Source organism: Rhizohabitans arisaemae (genome assembly GCF_025996515.1).
GTDB lineage: Bacteria > Actinomycetota > Actinomycetes > Streptosporangiales > Streptosporangiaceae > Rhizohabitans > Rhizohabitans arisaemae.
Genome location: NZ_BLRH01000029.1, coordinates 251,013 through 271,328 on the forward strand (window position 1 = coordinate 251,013; position 20,316 = coordinate 271,328).

Annotated in this window: 19 protein-coding genes and 1 riboswitch; of the genes, 5 read left to right on the plus strand and 14 right to left on the minus strand. The window is 69.9% G+C overall.

Features of this window, described 5'->3' with window-relative positions; translation table 11 throughout:
• Positions 1–6: 6 nt before the first annotated feature.
• The 8 genes from RUR_RS12690 to RUR_RS12725 form a co-directional block, all read right to left on the minus strand.
• Positions 7–525, minus strand: coding sequence for a (2Fe-2S)-binding protein (locus RUR_RS12690; protein WP_283135203.1), 519 nt, complete (start codon positions 523–525; stop codon positions 7–9).
• Complete coding sequence (locus RUR_RS12695) at positions 522–1,394, minus strand: FAD binding domain-containing protein (RefSeq protein WP_283135204.1); 873 nt, start codon at positions 1,392–1,394, stop codon at positions 522–524. Before RUR_RS12695 ends, RUR_RS12690 begins: the two co-directional genes overlap by 4 nt.
• Positions 1,395–1,431: 37 nt before the next feature.
• Positions 1,432–2,475, minus strand: a complete 1,044-nt coding sequence (locus tag RUR_RS12700) for a sugar ABC transporter substrate-binding protein (protein ID WP_283135205.1) — start codon at positions 2,473–2,475, stop codon at positions 1,432–1,434.
• 41 nt (positions 2,476–2,516) lie between these two features.
• Positions 2,517–3,533: an ABC transporter permease gene (locus tag RUR_RS12705; protein WP_283135206.1), complete on the minus strand. Its 1,017-nt coding sequence runs from the start codon at positions 3,531–3,533 to the stop codon at positions 2,517–2,519.
• A gap of 1 nt (position 3,534) precedes the next feature.
• A complete protein-coding gene (locus RUR_RS12710) occupies positions 3,535–5,025 on the minus strand; it encodes a sugar ABC transporter ATP-binding protein (protein WP_283135207.1) in 1,491 nt (496 codons plus the stop codon).
• Positions 5,026–5,262: 237 nt separating this feature from the next.
• Positions 5,263–6,087, minus strand: a complete 825-nt coding sequence (locus RUR_RS12715; protein WP_283135208.1) for an IclR family transcriptional regulator — start codon at positions 6,085–6,087, stop codon at positions 5,263–5,265.
• 122 nt (positions 6,088–6,209) lie between these two features.
• On the minus strand, positions 6,210–8,072 hold the full coding sequence (locus RUR_RS12720; protein ID WP_283135209.1) for a hydantoinase B/oxoprolinase family protein: 1,863 nt from the start codon (positions 8,070–8,072) through the stop codon (positions 6,210–6,212).
• On the minus strand, positions 8,069–10,126 hold the full coding sequence (locus RUR_RS12725; RefSeq protein ID WP_283135210.1) for a hydantoinase/oxoprolinase family protein: 2,058 nt from the start codon (positions 10,124–10,126) through the stop codon (positions 8,069–8,071). The genes RUR_RS12720 and RUR_RS12725 overlap by 4 nt, the downstream gene beginning before the upstream one ends.
• A gap of 190 nt (positions 10,127–10,316) precedes the next feature.
• Here RUR_RS12725 and RUR_RS12730 point away from each other — a divergent pair, with 190 nt between their 5' ends.
• Genes RUR_RS12730 through moaA form a run of 3 tightly spaced genes read left to right on the plus strand, consistent with a single transcriptional unit; the run spans position 10,317 to position 13,069 of the window.
• Positions 10,317–10,973 carry an SRPBCC family protein gene (locus RUR_RS12730; RefSeq protein ID WP_283135211.1) on the plus strand — a complete coding sequence of 219 codons (657 nt, stop codon included), beginning with the start codon at positions 10,317–10,319 and terminating at the stop codon, positions 10,971–10,973.
• A 9-nt stretch (positions 10,974–10,982) separates the two neighbouring features.
• Positions 10,983–12,077 (plus strand): XdhC family protein, encoded by a 1,095-nt coding sequence (locus tag RUR_RS12735; RefSeq protein WP_283135212.1) that lies wholly within the window; start codon positions 10,983–10,985, stop codon positions 12,075–12,077.
• Positions 12,074–13,069, plus strand: coding sequence for a GTP 3',8-cyclase MoaA (moaA, locus tag RUR_RS12740; RefSeq protein ID WP_283135213.1), 996 nt, complete (start codon positions 12,074–12,076; stop codon positions 13,067–13,069). The genes RUR_RS12735 and moaA overlap by 4 nt, the downstream gene beginning before the upstream one ends.
• 205 nt (positions 13,070–13,274) lie before the next feature.
• Here the strand turns inward: moaA and RUR_RS12745 are convergent, their stop codons facing one another.
• The 6 genes from RUR_RS12745 to RUR_RS12770 form a co-directional block, all read right to left on the minus strand.
• Entirely contained in the window at positions 13,275–14,426 is a 1,152-nt protein-coding gene (locus RUR_RS12745; RefSeq protein WP_283135214.1) for a helix-turn-helix domain-containing protein, read from the minus strand.
• 118 nt (positions 14,427–14,544) lie between these two features.
• Complete coding sequence (locus RUR_RS12750) at positions 14,545–15,264, minus strand: (2Fe-2S)-binding protein (RefSeq protein WP_283135215.1); 720 nt, start codon at positions 15,262–15,264, stop codon at positions 14,545–14,547.
• Positions 15,258–16,025 (minus strand): ABC transporter ATP-binding protein, encoded by a 768-nt coding sequence (locus tag RUR_RS12755; RefSeq protein WP_283135216.1) that lies wholly within the window; start codon positions 16,023–16,025, stop codon positions 15,258–15,260. Before RUR_RS12755 ends, RUR_RS12750 begins: the two co-directional genes overlap by 7 nt.
• A gap of 35 nt (positions 16,026–16,060) precedes the next feature.
• Entirely contained in the window at positions 16,061–17,131 is a 1,071-nt protein-coding gene (locus RUR_RS12760; protein WP_283135217.1) for a FecCD family ABC transporter permease, read from the minus strand.
• A complete protein-coding gene (locus RUR_RS12765; RefSeq protein ID WP_283135218.1) occupies positions 17,128–18,183 on the minus strand; it encodes an ABC transporter substrate-binding protein in 1,056 nt (351 codons plus the stop codon). The genes RUR_RS12760 and RUR_RS12765 overlap by 4 nt, the downstream gene beginning before the upstream one ends.
• A gap of 158 nt (positions 18,184–18,341) precedes the next feature.
• Positions 18,342–18,525, minus strand: a riboswitch (cobalamin riboswitch).
• A gap of 267 nt (positions 18,526–18,792) precedes the next feature.
• Positions 18,793–19,002 carry a TOBE domain-containing protein gene (locus RUR_RS12770; protein ID WP_283135219.1) on the minus strand — a complete coding sequence of 70 codons (210 nt, stop codon included), beginning with the start codon at positions 19,000–19,002 and terminating at the stop codon, positions 18,793–18,795.
• A gap of 114 nt (positions 19,003–19,116) precedes the next feature.
• Here RUR_RS12770 and RUR_RS12775 point away from each other — a divergent pair, with 114 nt between their 5' ends.
• Positions 19,117–19,479: a gamma-glutamylcyclotransferase family protein gene (locus RUR_RS12775; protein ID WP_283135220.1), complete on the plus strand. Its 363-nt coding sequence runs from the start codon at positions 19,117–19,119 to the stop codon at positions 19,477–19,479.
• A gap of 328 nt (positions 19,480–19,807) precedes the next feature.
• Positions 19,808–20,296: an NUDIX domain-containing protein gene (locus RUR_RS12780; protein ID WP_283135221.1), complete on the plus strand. Its 489-nt coding sequence runs from the start codon at positions 19,808–19,810 to the stop codon at positions 20,294–20,296.
• Positions 20,297–20,316 lie beyond the last annotated feature (20 nt).

The following is a 20,316-nucleotide window of genomic DNA, read 5'->3' on the forward strand; positions in this document are numbered from 1 at the left end:
GCCTCGTCACCCTCTCTCGTTGCTGAGCTCCGCGGCGCGCTTGACCGCGGAAACGATGTTCATATAGCCGGTGCATCGACAGACATTTCCGGAAATTTCCTCACGGATCGTCTCGTCGTCGGCGGTGGCGAGATCGTCGCGCTCGTCGAGCAGGCCGGCGACCGCCATCATGAACCCGGGCGTGCAGAACCCGCACTGCAGGGCGTGGCACTCCTTGAACGCCCGCTGGACCGGGTGCAGGGTGCCGTCGGCACAGGCCAGCCCCTCGACCGTACGGACCGACCGGCCGTCCGTCTGGGCCACCAGGGTCAGGCAGGACCGGGCGGGACGTCCGTCGATGTGCACCGTACAGGCGCCGCAGACCCCGTGCTCACAGCCGACGTGGGTGCCGGTGAGCCCGAGCCGCTGGCGGAGGAAGTCGCTCAGCAGCATCCGGGACGGGACCTCGGCCGTGACCGGCTCCCCGTTCACCTCGACCTCGACGACGACCGGCTCGTCCGGCTCGAATACGGTCACCTCGCTCATCGCGGAACACCCACTCTCGTCATCGCCGTCTTCAGGGTTCTCTCCACCAGCCCGGCGAGCACGTGCCGCCGGTACGCCTTGGTCGTCGCGCTGTCGTCGGAGACCGTCACCGCGTCCCGCGCGACCTGACCGGCGGCGGCGAACAGCTCGTCGCCCGGCGCGTTGCCGGTCAACAGCTCCTCGCATTCGGTGAGCAGCGCCGGCACCGTGGCGATGCCGCACGCGCCGAGCCGGGCTCGGGAGATCCGGCCGTCCGGCCCGACCAGCAGGGTGGCGGCCACCCCGGCCACCGCGTAGTCGCCGTGCCGCCGGGCGAACTCGGTGAACGCCCAGCCCTCACCCGGTTCCAGGACGGGCACCGCCGCTTCGACCAGCAGCTCGTCGGGTTCGAGCGCGGTGGTGAAGATGAACTCGAAGAACTCCGTCGCCGGGATCGAGCGGCGGCCCGACGGACCCTGCGCGGTGAGCGTCCCGCGGAGCGTGGTGAGCAGCGTGGGTAGCTCCGCCGACGGGTCGGCGTGGGCGAGGCTCCCGCCGATCGTGCCGCGGTTGCGGATCGCCGGGTGCGCCACATTGGTGAGGGTCTCCCGGATCAGCGGGTTGGCGGCGAGTGCCTCCGCGTCCTCCTCAACCACCCGCTGCCGGGTCATCGCCCCCATCCGCACCATGCCGCCGCCCACCCGGATGTAGTTCAGCTCGTCGAGCTTGCGCAGGTCGATGACGACCTCGGGGTTGGCCAGCCGGAAGTTCATGGTCGGGATGAGGCTCTGACCCCCGGCGAGGACGACCGAGTCCTCGGAAGCGGCGCGGATGTCGATCGCCGCACGCAGCGTGGTCGGCACCGCGTATCGAAAACTGGATGGTTTCACGGTCACACCTCGCAGGGTCGGATGGTCGTCGCAGTCGTCACAGGCCGTTCAGCACACTCTCGAACTGAGGGTGGTTGAGCGGTGCTTTGGCGATCAGCTCATCCTTGTTCTTGCTGGTCATCATGTCTTGGAACACCGCGTTCTTGAACGTCGGGGTCCCCCCTTCGATCGCCGCGCGCACCGCCTGGGCGGCGAGGGTGCCGGTCTCGGCGGCGGAGTAGTAGCGGGTCGCGGCCAGGTACGGCGTGCCGAGCCAGGTCAGCATCTCGGTGTCGGCGTCGCTGGTCACATGGGTGACGCCGGTGATGTTGTTCTGCTTCAGGTACGCGGAGATACCGTTGCCCATCGCGGCGGCGTAGGAGACGACGGTGGTGGCGTCCGGGTGGGCCTGGAGGGCGTTCTCCACCACTCCGACGGCCTTGCTCCGGTCGAAGAAGCCCTGCTCCCGTACGACGATCTCGAAGCCGCTGCCCTTCAGGGAGGCGTCCAGCCCCTGGTCGATCCGCTCGGAGAACCCCTGACCGACCACGCCCTGCACGACGATGACCTTGCCCGGCTTGCCGTTCTTCTTCAGCCAGTCGCCGATCATGGTGCCGCCGCCGACGGAGTCCACGAAGGAGACCCCTTGGACGTACTCGTCCAGCGGACCCGGCGAGGCCCAGAGCGCGATCCCGGTCGGGATGTTCGCCGCCTTGGCCTGCTTCACCCCGGCCAGTACGGTGTCCACGGTGTTGGGCAGTACGACCATCCCGGCGACCCCCTGGGAGATCAGGCTCTCCAGGTTCTTCAGCTCGGTCTGCACGTCGAAGTTGGCCTGGACGACCTTGAGCTGGTAGCCGGTGCCCTCCATCGCCTTGGCGATGCCCTGGGCGACGTACTTGGTGTACTCGACCAGGCCGTTGAGGGAGACGCCGATGGTCTTGCCGGCGCCGACGGCGCCCGATCCCGCTCCCGCCGCGGGTTCCGCGGCGGCGCCGCAGGCGCTGAGGACGGGAGCGAGTAGGCCGAGGCCGCCGAGTGCGGCGGCGCCTCGCAGGAGTGAGCGGCGGTTGAAGTCGGGGAGGGGGTCTTTCCGAATCATGATGACTCCATGTTTCTGCACGGGTTTCTGCCGGGGACGGCTCAGGCCCGGAGCCGGACCTTGCGGCGGCGGCGGAACTCGGCCGCCGCCGTTACCGAGACCGCGACGATCAGAATTCCGCCGAAGACGAACTGGTCGTAGGAGTCCGGTACGTTCAGGAAGGTCAGCGCGCTGGCCACGACGCCGAGGACGAGGACGCCCAGCGTGCTGCCGATCATCGAGCCGCGCCCGCCGGCCAGGGAGGCGCCGCCGAGCACGATCGCGGCGATCACCATCAGCTCCAGGCCCACCCCGGCCCGCGGGTCGCCCGCGCTGACCCGGCCGGTGATGATCACGGCGGCGAGTCCGGCGAGGGCCCCGTTGAGCAGGAAGATCAGAACCTTGGTGCGGGTGGTGGCGACCCCGGAGAGGAAGGCGGCCTCCTCGTTGGCGCCGAGCGCGTAGACGTTGCGGCCGAACCGGGTGAAGTGCAGCAGCACCCCACCGGCGACCAGGCAGAGCAGCCAGATCAGCGTGGGCGTGCGCAGCCCGAGCAGGCTCCCGCTCTGCAGCCACTCCAGCCCGGTGGGCAGCGCGATCGGGGTGCTCTTGGCCAGGGTCAGCGCGATCGAGGCGAAGACCGCCAGCCCGCCGAGGGTGAGGATGAACGGCGGTACCCGGAGCAGGGAGACGAGCAGCCCCCAGACGATCCCGGCGCCCGCCCCGACCGCGACCGAGACGAGGACCGCGACGATGTCTGGAACGTTCCCGACGAGCAGCTTCGCGGTGATCACACTGCCCAGCGAGACCAGACTGCCCACCGAGAGGTCGAGCTGCCCGCCGACCAGCAGGAAGGTCTGGCCGACCGCGAGGATGCCCAGTACCGAGCTGGCCACCAGCATCCGCTCGATGTTGCTGCCGGACAGGAACGCGGCGTTGCTGGAGGCCGCGATCACCGACAGGCCGATCAGGATGACCACCAGCGGCAGGTAGACGTAGAGGTGTTCACGGATGGCCGGGGTGAGCAGCCGGGGGGCGGCCACCCGGGGCCGGGCCGTCGCCATCTCGGTCGTCTGCATGTCAGGCCCCCAACTCCATCTCGAAGATTCGATGCTCGGTGGCGTTTTCGCCCTCGATCTCACCGGCGATCCGCCCGTCCCGCATCACCAGGACCCGGTCGGCCACACACCTGATCTCCTGGTACTCGGTGGAGAAGAGGACGACCGCGCGGCCTTCGACCGCGTGCTGCCGGATGAGCCGGTAGATCTCGGACTTGGACGGGATGTCCACGCCTGCCGTCGGCTCGTCGAGGATGAGCACCTCGCTGCCGACCCGCAGCCAGCGGGCCAGGATCACCTTCTGCTGGTTTCCGCCGCTCAGCCCCCGGATCGGGGAGCGGACGTCGGAGAGCTTGACCGCCAGCCGCCGACAGGCGTCGGCGGCCCGGCGGGTCGCCGACAGCGGGTGGAACAGGGGCCTGCGGGTGATGCCGTTCTCGGCGAGCAGGGCGTTGTCCACGATCGAGCGGTCGAGCAGGAGCCCCTCCCGCTTGCGGTCGGCGGGCAGGAAGCCCACCCCGGCCCGCGCCGCGGCCCGGCGGCTGCCCCGCCCGGAGCCGAGGATCCGTACCGTGCCGGAGGTCGGTTTGATCGCCCCCGACATGAGGTGGGCGACCTCCCGGCTCCCGCAGCCGACCGCGCCGGTTACGGCGAGGACCTCCCCGCGCCGGGCGGCCAGGCTCACCGAGCGCACGGCCCCGCCGAAGCTCGCCCGGTCCAGCTCGATCACCACGTCGCCGGGGCGGGTGCCGCCCTCGTGCACGTCCTCGCGGCGGAGGGAGACCTCGTCGCCGAACATATGGCTGACCAGCCGGGCCGTGGTCACCTCGGACACCAGGCCGGAGGCCACCTCGGAGCCGTCGCGCAGCACGGTGTAGTCGTCGGCGAGCTCCATCACCTCGTCCAGGTGGTGGCTGATGTACACGACCGCGATGCCGCTGTCCCGGACCTGGCGTACCACGGTGAAGAGCCGCTCGATCTCGGCCCGGTGCAGGCTCGCGGTGGGCTCGTCCATGATGATGCAGGTGGCGTCGTCGGAGACCGCGCGGGCCAGTTCGAGCAGCTGCATCTGGGCCACCGTCAGGGTCCAGGCGGGGGCGTGCGGGTCCAGGTCGGCGCCCACCCGGGCGAGCCGCTCACCCGCCGCACGGGCCAGTCCGCCTGCGGTGACCAGGCCGAACCTGCCCCGGGTGGGGCGGTCCAGGAGGACGTTCTCGGCCACGGAACGGGTCAGCGCGATCTGACGTTCCTGGTGCAGCACCCGGATTCCCGCGGACTTGGCCGTACGCGGGGTCAGCCGGACCGGCGCACCGTTCAGCAGGATCTCCCCGCCGTCGGGCTGCAGCGCACCGGAGGCGACTTTGATGAGCGTGGACTTTCCGGCGCCGTTCTCGCCCAGCAGCGCGTGGACCCGGCCGGGATAGGCGGCGAGTGAGACATCCTTGAGCGCGCGCACGCTGGGGAAGGACTTCTGAACTTTTCGCAATTCCAGCGTGGCGAGCGTGGCGTGCATAGTCCCTCGATATTCGCCTAGCGGATACGGTGTTCGTCTGACGGTGATGTGAAGTCTTGGGCCGGAAGTCGTGTATGTCAAGAGTTAAGTTCTGAAGTGCCCTATTAGGCGATCAGTGCACGTGAGAAACGTGGACATGCCGAAGCCGGCGGAGAATCAGTCCGGCAGCCGGATGCCGCCTGTTGCACACGGGATATCGGATGCCAGGCCCCGGTTGATCGGGACCTGAATCAACGCCTAACCCTGCGGCCGGAAATTGCGCATCGGCTGCCAGCCGATACCGAGCGAGAGCGCCTGAGCGAGCCGCTGAACCGCCTCGATCACGAGCGATTCGTGCTGGCCGCCGTCCAGATGCGACCGGGACACCACCGCGCAGATCGCGGCCACGACCTCGCCGGAGCTGTCGAAGACCGGCGCCGAGACCGAGCCCGTGAAGGTCTGCACATCGCCGACCGTACGGGCGAAGCCCTGCTTCCGCACGGCTGCCAGCACCTCGCGCAGCCGCTCCGGCTCGGTGATCGTTCCGGGGGTCAGCCCGACCAGCTGCCCGCCCAGATACCGGTCCACGAACTCCTGCGGGGCGTACGCCAGCAGCACATGCCCCTTGGACCCGGTGTGCAGCGGGAAGTGATGGCCGTAGGTCGTCCTGGTGATGATCTCACCGGACTGCGCCTCGTGCGAGTACAGCACCACCGCCATGCCCTCACTCCGCTCGACCAGCTGGAACACCGCGAACGGGGTGTCCTGCGAGGCCCGGGTGAGCAGCGGGATCGCCAGATCCAGCAGCCGATGCCCGACCAGGTAGGTCGAGCCCAGCAGCCAGGTCCGCCGGCCGATCCGGAAGACCCCGCCCGCGTCCCGCTCCAGGAACTGGTCCTCCTCCAGCTGGGACAGGGTCCGGTGCAGCGTCGCCCAGGACATGCCGAGGGCCTCGGCGGCCTCGGAGGCCCGCATCGGCTGCCGGGCGAGCAACTCCATCACCCGGAGCGCGCGGGAGACCCCCTGAAGGGTTGGTTTGGCGCGCTCCGGAGGACCGTCCGACTTCGTCGTGCGTCGCGCCACAGGTCACCCACTTCCGCCGATCCGGGCCCGGAACGCGGGAGGTCGCGGTTCGGGAGTGCTTGTGATTGTACGCACCGGCGAGCGGCCGCGGGCGGAGTAGAAACGATCTTCTCCGCCCCTGATCAGACCGGTACCGCCTGCCAGTCGTCGGGATCGGACCAGCCTTCCGGCCAGACCAGACCACCCGCGCTCTGCACCTTCCGGAAGTGCTCACCCCGGTCGAACATGGGCAGGCCGTCCCGCGCGCCGCGACGCTCGGCCCGGAGCCGGTCGGTGGCCTCCTCGTCCACGGTGAGCCCGTCGGCGAAGACCACGCCGTACTCCGACTCGGCCGCCTCCCGGGTGACCAGCCCGCACCGGACGTCGTACCGGACCAGCTCGGTCTCCCGCTCCAAGGGGTCGCCCCAGCCGCCGCCGCCCGACGTCCACAGCCGGACCAGGTCGCCCGCGCGCACCTGGACGTCGTCCACCATGCCGGGGAGCGAGCGGACCACGCCGTCCTCGCCGGACTCCACCGAGACGCCGTACGGGTGCCCGGCGAGGCCGCCGTTGACGCCGTACGGAGCCAGCTCGGATCGGTCCGCGTTGGACAGGAGCAGGCAGTCCCGCAGCGCCCGTACCCGCTTGTCGTACCCGAAGCCGCCCCGGCGCTTGCCGGCCCCGGCGGAGTCGGCGCGCAGCGCGAGGCTCTCCACCAGCACCGGGTAGCGCTGCTCGGAGAACTCGGCGGGCAGGTTGCGGGAGTTGGGCACGATGTGCACGACGTCGCTGCCGTCGGCCCACGGGCGCCCCGGCCCGCCGCCGCCGAGCACCTCGCGGAAGAGACTCAACTTGCCGTCCCTGGCGCGGCTGTGCAGGCCCCAGATCCGGATCGTCTCGTGGTCGGCCGGCATGATCCCGCCGGTGGCCTTGGCCAGCGCCCCGGCGAAGATGCCCAGGGAGCGGATGAGGATGAAGAACCGCAGACCGGTGGGGCGGCCGAAGTGCGGGGTGACCAGGGTGCCCTTCTCCGGGAAGACCACGTCGATGACGTCCAGCACGCCCTCGTTGATGTCGATCTCGGCGGCGCGCTCCGGCGAGTCGGCCAGGCAGCGCAGCACCGGGCCCATCCACTTGCGGACGAACCGGCCTTCGCAGTAGTCGATGGCCCAGTTGATCGGGCCCTCGGCCTCCGGGTCGGTGCCGGTGAAGTCGAGCGTGATCTTCTCCGCGGTCTTGGTCATGGTGAGCCGCATGGCGTACAGCTTCCGGGTGAAACCGTCGGACTCGATGTAGTCCTCGAACGTGTAGACGCCGTCCGCGATCTTGGGCAGCAGCTCCGCCCGGATCGTCGCCGCGCAGTTCTCGATGATCGCGTCGAACGCGTCCTCCAGCGCCTCGACGCCGTACCGTTCGGCGAGCTCGGTGAGTCTGCGCGAGCCGAGCTGGCACGCCCCGATCTCGGAGTCGATGTCGCCCCGCAGGTGCTCGGGGAGTCGGGAGTTCCGCTCGATGATCCGGAACGCGGTCTCGTTGAGCACGCCCTTGTCGTAGAGCTTGGCCGGGGGGACCACCAGGCCCTCACCCCACTGGTCCCGGACCTGGACCGGCAGGCTTCCGGGGACGCAGCCGCCCACGTCGTCGTGGTGGCCGAAGACCTGGGCGAAGCCGAGCAGGCGGCCGCCGTAAAAGATCGGCACGGTGGTGCACAGGTCCGGGACGTGGCCGCAGGAGCCCGCGCTGTTGTACGGATCGTTCCAGAAGAAGACGTCACCGGGGTTGATGTCGTCCCCGAAGAACTCGAAGATCGGTTCGATCAGGGAGCCGTACGACCGGCCGGTGAGCTTGCGGCCCTTGGCGTCGTACAGGCCGACCCGGTAGTCGTGCTGGTCACGGATCATCGGGGAGCGTGCCGCCCGCTCCACCGCGGCCTCGATCTCCACCTCGGCCGAGCGGATCGTGCCGGTGATGACCTCGAGTTCGATGGGCCCGAGCCTGGTTGTCATGCCAACCGCCTTTTCATGATCAGGTTGCCGAAGGAATCGATGGTGGCGGCCCAGTCCGCGGGGACGACCACGGTGGCCCCGTACTCCTCGACGACGCACGGGCCGTCGATCCGCGACCCGGCGCCCAGGTCGGCCCGGCGGTAGATCACGCAGTCCCGCCAGCCGGCCCCGCGCCAGTAGACCGGGCGGCGGGAAGCGGGCTCGGCTGCGGCGCTTTCGGTCACCCCGGTGAGTTCCGGGCGGTGGAGCCGGCCGACGGCCTGGACCCGGAGGTTGACGATCTCGACGTCCTGCTTGCCGGCGTAGGAGAACCCGTACACCCGCTCGTGCTCGTCGTGGAAGGCCACGGCGACCGCGGCGAGCGACTCGGCGTCGGGGGTGCCGACGGGGACCGAGACCGTGACCTCGTACCCTTCGCCCACGTACCGCATGTCGGCGCTGCGCACCAGCTCCACCCGTGCGGCGTTGACCCCCTCGTCGGCGAGCTCGTCCTGGCCGAGCCGTTCCAGCTCGTTCCAGAGCGCCGTGACCTCCGCGGTCACCTCCGGGGAGACCTGCCGGACGAAAGTCCGTACATAGTCGCGCTTGACGTCGGTCACCTGGAGGCCGAACGCGGACAGGTTGCCGGGGTTCGGCGGCACCAGCACCGAGGTCATGCCGAGGAAGTCGGCGACCTCGGCGGCGAGCAGCGGGCCGGCCCCGCCGAAGGCGACCAGCGTGTAGGCGCCCGGGTCGCGGCCCTTGAGGGTGGAGACCTGGCGGATTCCGGCGACCTGACCGGCGACGGCGACCTCCAGCACCCCCGCCGCGGCGTCCTCGGCGCTCAGGTCCCAGTGGGCGCCGAACTCGGCGAACACCGCCCTGGCCGACTCGATGTCCAGGACCAGGTCGCCGCCGACCAGCGACGCGGGGAAGCGTCCGAGCACGGCCGCGGCGTCGGTCACCGTGGGCCGGGTGCCGCCCCTGCGGTAGCAGATGGGGCCGGGGACCGCACCCGCGCTCTTCGGGCCGACCTTGAGCGCGCCGTTCGGCCCGACCCAGGCGAGGGAGCCGCCGCCGGTGCCCACCGTGGCGATGTCGATCATCGGGACCTTGACCGGATAGTTCTCGATCACGGTCTCGTTGGTGAGCCGGATCGTGAGGTCCTCGATCAGGGCGACATCGGTCGAGGTGCCGCCCACGTCCAGCGTGATGATGTCGGAGATACCCGCGCCACGCGCCGACTCGATCGCGCCGAGCACCCCGCCGGCCGGTCCGGAGAGCAGCATGGTGACCGGCTTCTCCCCGGCGGCCTGGGCGCTGACCACACCGCCGTTGGACTGCATGATCAGGAACGGCAGGTCTCCGGAGCGGGCCCGCAACTCCTGGTGGGCGCGGTCCAGGTAGGTGCGGCAGTAGGGCTTGACCATGACGTCGAGCAGCGTGGTCATGGCCCGCTCGTACTCGCGGTACTCCGGCAGCACCGTGCTGGACAGGGAGACGAACAGGTCGGGGAAGGCCTCGCCCAGCAGCTCGCCGACCCGGCGCTCGTGCTCGGGGTTGGCGTAGGAGTGCAGCAGGCAGACGCCGAGGCGGTTGACGCCCGCGTCGACCAGCTCCTTGGCGGCGGCGAGGACGGCCGCCTCGTCGAGTTCGCGGTGGACCGCCCCGTCGAAGGTGAGCCGTCCGGGCACCTCACGGACGAGGTGCAGCGGGACGATCCGCGGTGGCTTCACCCAGAAGAAGGAGTTCCCGTAGCCGTCGGGGACCGACTGCCGCGCGATCTCCAGCAGGTGGCGGAAGCCCTCGGTCACGAGTAGCCCGATGCCGTCGAATTCGTGCTCCAGCACGGCGTTGGTCGCCGTCGTCGTGCCGTGCACCACCATCTCGACGCTGTCGAAGTCGGCGCCCGCGAGGGCGAGGACCTTCTCGACGCCGGTGAGCAGCGCCCGGCTGGGGTCCTCTCGGTCACTCGGGGTCTTGACCACGTGGACGGCGCCGCTCACACCGTCGATGCCGATCACGTCGGTGAAAGTGCCTCCGGTGTCCACCGAGACACGCAAGCTACCGGCCACGGCTCTCCTATTGACTAGTGTCCGCTAGGCGGACATGATATCCACTCAGAGGACGGTAACTTTAAGACGTGTGCAGTGTCAACGGCAGATCAGGCCGGTGTAATCGACCGTTGTATTCGCGGAGTGGATTTGCTATCCGTTGAATGACTACGTCGCCAAAGCCGGTGACAGTTGTCTCGGGAGTGTGGGCATGAAGCTCGAACAGGAATTCACCATCCCCGTCGAGGTGGACCGGGCCTGGGAGGTGCTGCTTGACGTCAAGCGGATCGCCCCCTGCTTCCCGGGCGCCTCGCTGACCTCCTTCGAGGACGACACCGTCGCCGGCTCGGTCAAGGTGAAGCTGGGCCCGGTGCTGCTCACCTACAACGGCACGGCGCGGTTCGAGGAGCGCGACGCCGAGAACCGGCAGGTCAGGATCAGCGCCAAAGGCACCGACACCAAAGGCAACGGAAGCGCGAGCGCCCAGGTCACCGCGGTCCTGCGTGAGTCGGGCCCGTCCACCACGACCTGCTCCATCGTCACCGACCTCAACATCACCGGCCGTCCCGCGCAGTTCGGGCGCGGCATGATGCTGGAGATCGGCAACAAGATCCTCGGGCAGTTCTCCGCCAACCTCGCCGCGAGCCTCGCCGAAGCGGACCGGCAGCCCGAGCCGGTGGCCGCCCAAGCCGCCTCGGCCGGTGCCACCCGTCCGGCCGTTCCGGCCGCGAGCAGTGCGCCCCCGCGGGAGGCCGAAGCGCTTGACCTGCTCAGCGCCGCCCGGGGCAGCGTCCTCAAGCGGGTCGCCCCGGTGGCGATCGGCGCCGTCGTGGTCGCGGCCATCGTCATCTGGTGGGCGAACCGCTAGGGTCCGGCGATGAAGGAGATCGCGGAGACGCTCCTGGCCTGGCGGCGCGACGGTATCCGTTTCGCCCTCGCCACGGTGGTCGCCACCTGGAAGTCCGCACCCCGGCAGCCCGGGGCCGCGATGGCGGTCGCCGAGAGCGGCGAGGTCGTGGGCAGCGTGTCCGGCGGATGCGTCGAAGGCGCGCTGTACGAACTCGCGCTCGAAGTGATCGAGAGCGGGGAGCCGCGCCTGGCCCACTACGGCGTCAGCGACGACGAGGCGTTCGGCGTCGGGCTGACCTGCGGCGGCATGCTCGACGTGCTCGTGGTCCCGGTCGACGACCACTCCTACCCCGAGTTCGCCGAACTGGCCGCGGCGGTCGTGGCCGGGAAACCGATCGCGGTCGCCACCGTGACCGGCGGCCTCCCCGAGATCGGCGGGCGTCTCGTCGTCACCGACGCCGGGACCGCCGGAACCCTGGGGCGGGTACGGCGGGACGCGGCGATCGCCGAGCTCGCCCGGGGCATGCTCGCCTCAGGCCGTACCGGCACCGTCCGCACCGGGCTGGACGGACGACGGCGGGAGGACGACCTGAGCGTGTTCGTCCAGTCCTTCTCCCCACCGCCCCGGATGCTGGTCTTCGGGGCGATCGACTTCGCCGCGGCGGTCACCCGGATCGGCAAGTTCCTCGGCTACCACGTCACGGTCTGCGACGCCCGCCCCGTCTTCGCCACCGCCAAGCGGTTCCCCGACGCCGACGAGGTCGTGGTCGACTGGCCGCATCGGTACCTCGCCACCGCCCACGTCGACGAACGGACCGCGATCTGCGTGCTCACCCACGACCCCAAGTTCGACGTGCCCCTGCTCACGCTCGCGGTGCGCACCCCCGCCCGCTACATCGGGGTGATGGGGAGCAGGCGCACCCACGAGGATCGCAACGCCCGGCTGCGGGCCGAGGGCGTCACCGAGGCCGAGCTCGCCCGGCTCTCCTCCCCGATCGGCCTGGACCTGTGCGCCCGGACACCGGAGGAGACCGCCGTCGCCATCGCCGCCGAGATCATCGCGCTCACCTGGGGCGGCACCGGGGCACGGCTCTCCACCATCACCGAGGCGATCCACCGATGACCGGCGGCGGGCTGGTGGACCGGTACGGCAGGGTCGCCACCGATCTGCGGGTCTCGGTCACCGACCGGTGCAACCTGCGCTGCGTGTACTGCATGCCGGCCGAGGGCCTGGCCTGGTTGCCGAGGAACGAAGTGCTCACCGACGCCGAGCTGGTCCGGGTGATCCGTGTGGGCGTCGAGCTGCTGGGCATCCGCGAGGTGCGCTTCACCGGGGGTGAGCCGCTGATCCGGCCCGGACTGGCATCCGTGATCGCCGAGGTCGCCGCGTTGACCCCGCGCCCCGACATCGCGGTGACCACGAACGGCCTCACCCTCGCCCGGCACGCCGGCGCCCTGACCGCCGCAGGCCTGAACCGGGTAAACGTCTCCCTGGACACCCTGCGCCGGGACCGCTTCCGCGAGCTCACCCGCCGCGACCGCCTCGACGACGTGCTCGTCGGCCTGCGGGCCGCCGTTGCGCACGGCCTCACCCCGGTCAAGGTCAACGCGGTGCTGATGCGCGGGGTCAACGACGACGAGGCCTGCGACCTGCTCTCCTTCTGCCTGGATCAGGGCTACGAGCTCCGGTTCATCGAGCAGATGCCCCTCGACGCCGACCGCCGCTGGTCCCGGGCCGACATGGTGACCGCCGACGAGATCTTCGCCTCGCTCCGTACCCGGTTCACCCTCACCCCGCTCCCCGGCCGGGGCGCGTCCCCCGCGGAGCACTTCCTCGTCGGCGGCGGGCCGGCCCGGGTCGGTGTCATCGCCTCGGTCACCCGCCCGTTCTGCGGCGACTGCGACCGCACCCGCCTCACCGCCGACGGCCAGATCCGCTCCTGCCTCTTCTCCCGCACCGAGGACGACCTGCGCACCCTGCTCCGCTCCGGCGCCCCCGACTCCGAGCTCGCCCAAGCCTGGCGCGGCGCCATGACCGCCAAACCCGCAGGCCATGGCGTCGACGACCCCACCTTCATCCAGCCACCCCGCCCCATGAGCGCCATCGGCGGCTAACCCCGGTGCGATAGACGGTACGGCGAGACGCAGGAAACCTCGGCTACCGGGAAACGTCAGCCTTCCGGCAGATTGGCCTCGACAAACGCCGGAGCCACCAGCCGCACGCGAGTTTCCGGCAGATCCCCGGCAAGTGCACGTACGGCCATCTCCACGCCGGGAGCGCGGCGAAAGCTCCCAGAGAAACCCGGCAGGGGCTGGGGATCTAGGACGTCGGAAACTTTACGGTTTCCAGACCATCTCGGCGCCATGTTTTCTCATGTTCCCGCATGAAATCGACGACTGACTCACCAGCGGCGGGCAGCCTTCCCGGACCTGACAGACAATCCAGGACCAATTGACTTAGTGCCACGTGGGGCAGACCGTCGATCTGACGGAGTCCGAAAAACACAATGGGATCAGGTGGAGTGAGCACCAAAAGATCCGGGCTTTGATCGGTGGCGATCAGGCGTGGATCTTTGGCGAGGATGTTCGTGATCTTCGGCGTGGCATGGAGCATGGTCTGGCCACCGATGGCCAACGGCGCGATCGCCAGAGCCGCCGCCGGTCCGGTCACGGCGAATGCGCCAGGAAACTGGCGTTCGAGGTCACGCAGTCCGGCGATGGCGACTTCCACCCCGCCGGGCGCTATATACCCCGTGTAGCGGCCGGGTTTGAGCAGGGCCGTCTGTGAGGCGCGTGAGCGTAACAGGGCCACCCAGTCGACCCGGGTGACCACTCTGTCGCGGCGCTTGATCAATCCTTCCTCTTCAAGGACGTCAAGCAGACGGGAGACGTAGGCGTTGCTCAAACCCGTGGCCGTGGCCAGATCAACCGCACGGTACGGGGGACGCACATCTGTCAGGACTCGAATCAGGCGTACGGCCTTGGCGCCGCTCAAGCCCCGGGTGCCACCTCTGGTCCGCGATCGGGGGTCGCGTTCGGAGCCCTGAGTTCGGATCACCACAGCGGGGCGATCCATTCGGAAGGAGATGTTCCCGGTTAGATCGAGATAGCCACAGTCCCAATCCGCAAGCATGTCGCGGGTCCGCGGGCTGATCCAGGGCGCGATGACTATCGCCGCCGCGTTCGGGTGCAGGCGTTTCAGTAGTTCAAGACGGGGCCAGACCGCCCCCTGCAATCGAGCCGGAGTCGGATCAAGCATGGTTTCTACCAGAACCTCGCCGTAGAGGCTCTGATCGGGACCTTTGACAGTGATGATCTCGTAGTTTTGGGCCCAATGCTTCGATGAACCTGCGGGCTCCTGCTTCATCTCGATCTTCCACTCAGCGCCGAGTGCACTGCGCAGCCGTTCGAGGCCAAGCTCCAGCAGGTGGTGCTCGCTCTCCGGCGACCAGGCTCCCAGGCTTTCGGTCATTCCCTCAGGATGTCACAGGTACTTAACCGATCTTGGCAAAAGTTGCCGGGAATCGCGTTTTGCCACTTGCTGGCAAACTTCGAAATCTGGCAACTTTGCCAAGTGGTTGGCAACAAACTCAACCTCGGGAGCTCGGGCGTTTTCGGTCCAGTGAGCAGTCGCCGCACCGGGAGCCGCCGGGGACGCGATGGTACAGGCAGCAGGTGCGGCGCCGGAAAGCGAGATCCGGGCGGGTGAACTCGCCCTTGCCGCGGAGTTTCCCGGTGCCGAGGAGTTCGCCGGCGAGCCAGGCGATCGAATCCCTCAGGTCGGGGCGGGCCCGGCGGAGGTCGCGGGCCGCCTCGGCCAGGGCGGAGGCCGCGTTGCCGTACAGGAGTCCGGTCGCGACCTTGACCCGGAGCCCGGCGGCGAGCGGGACGAGGTGGCCCGTCACGACCTGCTCGTAGAGGACGGCCACCAGCGTCTCGCCGCACGGCGCCCACCAGCCGCGGGGCTCGGGCAGGGACAGCCCGGGTCCGTCCGTGCGCTGCCGGAGATCGCCGAGGTCCGGGACGACGCCGTGGACGACGACGCAGCCGAGGAGGGGCGCCCATAGCCGGCAGGCGTGCCCGAGCTGGACGACGGAGGCGGCGATCCGCAGCTCCGGCGTGCCGTACCGGGCCGCCCGCTCGGCCACCAGATGCTCCAGACCCGTCGCGTACGCGTCCCGGACCGGACGCCATCCGTCACCGGTCCCATCGATCGGAAGTGTGAAGAAGGAGCCCAGGGCGGCGACGTCGGCCAGCGCGGCGGCGACCGTCTCGGGCGGTGCGGGAGTCAACGGCTCTAGGGTCAACACGGTCGCTCTCCCGTCGGTCGGTGAAACAGCTCAGGAACCACGCTGACCTGTGGAATCTTGGTGTCCGGGTCGACGCTGACCTCCGCGGTCACCTGATAGACCTCGGCGAGGAGCTCCGGTGTGATCACCTCTGCGGGCGGTCCGTCGGCGACCGGCCGTCCGGCGTTCAGGACGCAGATCCGGTCGCAGAACGCGGCGGCCAGGTTGAGGTCGTGCAACGCGACGACGGCGGTCACCCCGAGCCGCCGTACCAGCCGGAGCGCGTCCAGCTGATGGCGGAGGTCGAGGTGGTTGGTCGGCTCGTCGAGCACCATGGTCCCGGTCCGCTGGGCCAGCGCCCGCGCGATCAGGACCCGCTGCTTCTCCCCGCCGGAGAGCCGGTCGAACGGCGCGTCGGCCAGTCTTACGACGTCCAGGGCGTCGAGCGAGCCCAGCACGATCTCCCGGTCGTCGGCGTCGTCTCCTTGAAAGGCGCGCTTGTACGGGCTGCGCCCCATCGCCACCACGTCGTACACGGTCAGCTCGAACTCGCCGGACGCCTCTTGGAGTACGGCGGCGAGCCGCCGGGCGAGCAGTTTGCCCGGCATGAGCCAGATGTCGTCGCCGTCCAGCAGGATCCGGCCCGAGGTCGGCCGTACCGCTCGATAGAACGTCCGTAGAAGGGTGGACTTTCCGGCCCCGTTCGGCCCGACCAGCGCAACCACCTCGCCGGGAGCGACCTCCAGGGAGACGTCCTGCACGAGCGGGCGGCCGCCCACCATGACAGAGATGTTTTCCGCGCGTAGCGCCGCCGGCTTCATCGGGCCGCCCTCCGCCGCATCAGCCACAGGAAGAACGGGCCTCCGGCGAGCGCGGTCAAGATGCCGATCGGGATCTCCTCCGGGGCGATCAGGCTGCGGGCGGCGAGGTCGGTGAGGATCAGGAACCCCGCCCCGAGCAGGGCGACCGCGGGCAGCGCCCGCCGGTGGTCCGCCCCGACCAGCAGCCGCACCATGTGCGGCATCATCAAACCCACGAAGCCGATCGCGCCGCTGACCGCCACGACCGCGCCGACCATCAGGGCGACGACCACGAAGAGCGTCGCCCGGAAGCGGTGCACGTTCAAACCGAGTGAGGCGGCCGCCTCCTCCCCGGCCAGCAGCAGGTTGAGCGGGCGGCTCACCCCCAGCAGCACGGCGGTGCCGAGCAGCACCGCGGAGGCGGGGATCCAGACCAGGTCCCAGGTGGTGCCGGCGAGCCCGCCGAGCATCCAGCGGAACGCCGACTCGGTCTTGTGCGGGTCGCCGGAGGTGATGACCAGGTAGCCGGCGATCGCGCTGAGTACCTCGGCGGTGGCCACCCCGGACAGCACCAGCCGGACGGTGGTCATCCGGCCCCCGCTGCGCGCCAGGAAGTAGACGAGGACCAGGGCCAGGAACGCCCCGCAGAACGCGGCGACCGGGAGGGTGAACATCCCGAGGAGCGTCACGCCGAGCACGAGGACCAGGACCGCGCCCACGGTCGCCCCCGAGGACACCCCGAGGAGCATCGGGTCGGCCAGCGGGTTGCGCACCAGCGCCTGCAGGGCCATCCCGCACACCGACAGTCCGGCCCCGACGACCCCGCAGAGCAGAACCCGGGGGAGCCGGACGTCCAGCACGATGGTCTCCCGGACCGCGGTCCAGGTGGGCTCGGCCAGTGCGGGATGGAGCCGGTGCAGCAGGATGCCCCAGACGTCACCGGGCGGCAGGGGGACCGAGCCGACCGCGATCGCGGCGGTGGCCGCCGCCCCGACCCCGAGGCCGAGCAGCGTCAGGACCAGGGTGTACGGCACGCGGATCCGGCGGGCCCCGGCCAGGGCGGCCGGGGCCTCGGCGACCCGGGTCACGCGAAGCGGTCCGGATGGAGCTGCCGGGCGAGGGACTCCACGGCCGCGGGCACCCGGATGCCCAGCACCGTCGAGGAGAGCGGGAGCACCGCGAAACGCTTGTTCTTGATCGCCGGTACGTCCTTGAGCGCCGGGTTGGCGAGCAGGAACTTCTTCTTGGTCTCCAGCGGCGTGTCGCCGTAGTCGTAGATGAGGATCACGTCGGCCGCCCGCTCCGCCACCTGCTCGAACGAGACGTCGCCGAAGACCTTGCCGAGGTCGGCGAAGATGTTCGTCCCGCCCGCCAGCTTGATCATCTCGTTGCCGATGCCGACGCCACCCGCGGTGAAGGCCGTCTTGTCCCCGCTGTCGTAGACGAAGACCTTGACCGGGTCGACCCCGCCGACCTTCTGGTTGACCCCGTCCAGCACCCCGCGCATCGTGGTGACCTGCTGTTCCGCCCGGTCGGAAACCCCGAAGATCTTGCCGATCGTCCGGACCTCCTCATCGACCCGCGCCATCGTCACCGGATTCCCGGCCGCGCACGACTCGATGTTGAGGTGGGATTGAATCCCCGCCTTGGTGAGAACGTCCCGGCCGCGTCCGTCCTTCTCACTGAAGGCGCTGGAGAATCCGCCGTACACAAAATCGGGTTCGACCGAAAGCAGCGTCTCGTAGGAGGGGAACTCCTTGGCCAGGACCTTGATCCCCTGATAGGCGGCCTCGTACTCGGGCAGGATCCGGTCGTCCAGGTAGGCCGTGCCCACCATCGACTTCTCCAGCCCGAGGGCGAGCATGACCTCGGTGGAGTGCTGGCTGAGGGTCGCAGCCCGCCGGGGCGCGCGTTCGTAGACGGTGGTCACGCCGCAGTTGGTCACCGTGAGCGGGTATCCGCCGGCCGACGGCGCGGGAGCGGAGGGGTCGGCGGATAGGGAGGCGCTCCGCTCGGTGCCGCCGCAACCGGATGCGAACAAGGCGGTCGCCAAGGCCAGGGAGAACAGCGGTAAGCGGCGCCTGATTCTGCGGGTCTTACCGATGGAGGGGGTGAGGTCGGGCGGGTGGGATGGACCCATGGACGGTCTCCTGGGAACAGGTCGCGGCCGTCGTTCCTCGACGACGCCTGCGACGGGGGAGGAGCCGGATCGTCCCGTGGGCAGTCGGACAGGCATCACCCGGTTTATCGGGCATAACAGCCACCGTCCTCTCTTGGGGAGATCCGCCCCAATTTCTGGAGGAGGCGACCGCGTGAGTCTCCTGGCTCTCGGGTCGAGGCTCGCCCCGGCCTTCCCGCCCGTACAGGGCAGTGGCGTCTTCGGGGTTCGCTCGCCGATCACAGTGGCGGGACCGCGCCGGATTCACACCGGCTTCCTCGTTCCGCCGTCGCCTACCCGGCTATCCTCGCATACGCCGCATAACCCACAAAGGCCCCAGTCCTGCCGGCGGCCTCCGGCACGGTGATCCCGCTGCTCCGGCCGGCCCGAGTTCGTGGACGGTCCACGCGTCGATCGCGACGACCGCCACATCCGATCCATGTTCCGGTACGGGCTGCCGCAGACACTCCCGCCGGAGGCGCTCATGCCTCGCGATCTCCAGTCGGCTGCCTTAACGGCCGGTACGGGCTGCCGCAGGCGCTCGTGCCGGGTGGCCGCCGCAGGCCGTACCGGCTGCGGATCGGCCCTCGATCAGGGTTCGACCCCCAGGATGACGTCGGAGGCTTTGATGATCGCGGTGACCTGGCTGCCCTCGGCCAGGGCGAGCTCGCGGGCGGCCTCCAGCGTGATGGAGGCCACCAGCCGGACGCCGACCGCGTCCAGCTCGACGTTGGCCGTCGCCTCCCCATGCGTGATCGCGATCACCCGCGCGGGAATCCGGTTCCGTGCGCTCAGCCGCATGATTCTCCCCCTGGTACGGCCAGAGGCCGCCTGATGATCACGGCCTGCTCCGACCGTAGACGGCCTTGGGCGGAAAGCAAGGAACCACCCGGTCCGGCCGGGGAGAATGTCGGCATGGCGTACCCCGACATGGACCCCGGCGTCCGGCTCTTCTCCTACGGAACCTTGCAGGACCCGGCCGTCCAGCAGGCCAACTTCGGCCGCCTCCTGCACGGCCGTCCCGACGCCTTGCCCGGCTACCGGTCCACCCTGGTGGAGATCGTCGACCCGGAGGTGCTCGCGGTCAGCGGATTGGCCCACCATCCGATCGTGCACGCCACCGGCGATCCCGCCGACACGGTCACCGGGACGGTCTTCGACATCTCCGCCGCCGAGCTGGCCGCGGCCGACGCGTACGAGGTCGACGACTACACCCGAGTCCAGGTGCGCCTGGCCTCCGGCCTCGACGCCTGGGTCTACGTCAAAGCCGACCGGTGACTTGAGCCTGTGCTGAGTCCGGTACTTGACCGGGCCGCGGCTTGTACGTCGTTCGAGTGATCATTGTGGCGTGTGCGCTCTGCAGGGCGCGGACAGCGCAACGATCATCCGGGTCCGGTGTGGGAGCCGTGCCGGGCCGATCCCGTGGCCCGTACGCCACCTGCATGATCAATGTGGTGTACGGGCCCGGGGTGCGGACACCACAACGATCACGCGGAGGGTGTCGGGGTTGTGGCCGTACACAAACCTGAGTTCGAGGCAGGCCTTAGGTGCCGGGGGTTTCCGAAGCGGATGGAAGGCGCGATCGGCCTGGTCTAGTCTCCCGGTCGTGACGATCAGGAACTCGCACTGCTCCTTCTGCGGCGCCGCCTTCGCCCCCGGCCAGGCGTGGCCGCGTACCTGCTCCGGCTGCGGGAACACCAGCTACCTCAACCCGTTGCCGGTCGCCGTGATGGTCCTGCCGGTGGACGACGGCCTGCTGGTGATCCGCCGGGGCGTCGAGCCGCGCAAGGGCGAGCTCGCCCTGCCCGGCGGCTTCATCGACGTGGGCGAGTCCTGGCAGCAGGCGGCGGCCCGGGAACTCCGCGAGGAGACCGGGGTCGTGGTCGACGCCGGGGACGTCACGCTGTTCGACACCCGCAGCGCGCCTGACGGCACCGTCCTCGTCTTCGGGCTGGGGCCGCGGTTCGCCGCCTGCACCCTCCCGCCTATGGCGGCCACGGACGAGACGATCGAGTGGCTGGTCGTCGACGCACCCCGGGAGCTGGCCTTCCCCCTGCACACCCAGGTTGTGGCGGACTACTTCACCCACCGCTGACGACCGTACGGCCCGGTCCG

Bases quoted from the DNA above. Each gene is read 5' to 3' on its own strand.
- RUR_RS12745 (WP_283135214.1), bottom strand. From the start codon at position 14,426: ATGACCGAAAGCCTGGGAGCCTGGTCGCCGGAGAGCGAGCACCACCTG.
- RUR_RS12720 (WP_283135209.1), bottom strand. From the start codon at position 8,072: ATGACAACCAGGCTCGGGCCCATCGAACTCGAGGTCATCACCGGCACG.
- RUR_RS12690 (WP_283135203.1), bottom strand. From the start codon at position 525: ATGAGCGAGGTGACCGTATTCGAGCCGGACGAGCCGGTCGTCGTCGAG.
- RUR_RS12775 (WP_283135220.1), top strand. From the start codon at position 19,117: ATGGCGTACCCCGACATGGACCCCGGCGTCCGGCTCTTCTCCTACGGA.
- RUR_RS12700 (WP_283135205.1), bottom strand. From the start codon at position 2,475: ATGATTCGGAAAGACCCCCTCCCCGACTTCAACCGCCGCTCACTCCTG.
- RUR_RS12765 (WP_283135218.1), bottom strand. From the start codon at position 18,183: ATGGGTCCATCCCACCCGCCCGACCTCACCCCCTCCATCGGTAAGACC.
- RUR_RS12710 (WP_283135207.1), bottom strand. From the start codon at position 5,025: ATGCACGCCACGCTCGCCACGCTGGAATTGCGAAAAGTTCAGAAGTCC.
- RUR_RS12730 (WP_283135211.1), top strand. From the start codon at position 10,317: ATGAAGCTCGAACAGGAATTCACCATCCCCGTCGAGGTGGACCGGGCC.
- RUR_RS12735 (WP_283135212.1), top strand. From the start codon at position 10,983: ATGAAGGAGATCGCGGAGACGCTCCTGGCCTGGCGGCGCGACGGTATC.
- RUR_RS12755 (WP_283135216.1), bottom strand. From the start codon at position 16,025: ATGGTGGGCGGCCGCCCGCTCGTGCAGGACGTCTCCCTGGAGGTCGCT.
- moaA (WP_283135213.1), top strand. From the start codon at position 12,074: ATGACCGGCGGCGGGCTGGTGGACCGGTACGGCAGGGTCGCCACCGAT.
- RUR_RS12705 (WP_283135206.1), bottom strand. From the start codon at position 3,533: ATGCAGACGACCGAGATGGCGACGGCCCGGCCCCGGGTGGCCGCCCCC.
- RUR_RS12770 (WP_283135219.1), bottom strand. From the start codon at position 19,002: ATGCGGCTGAGCGCACGGAACCGGATTCCCGCGCGGGTGATCGCGATC.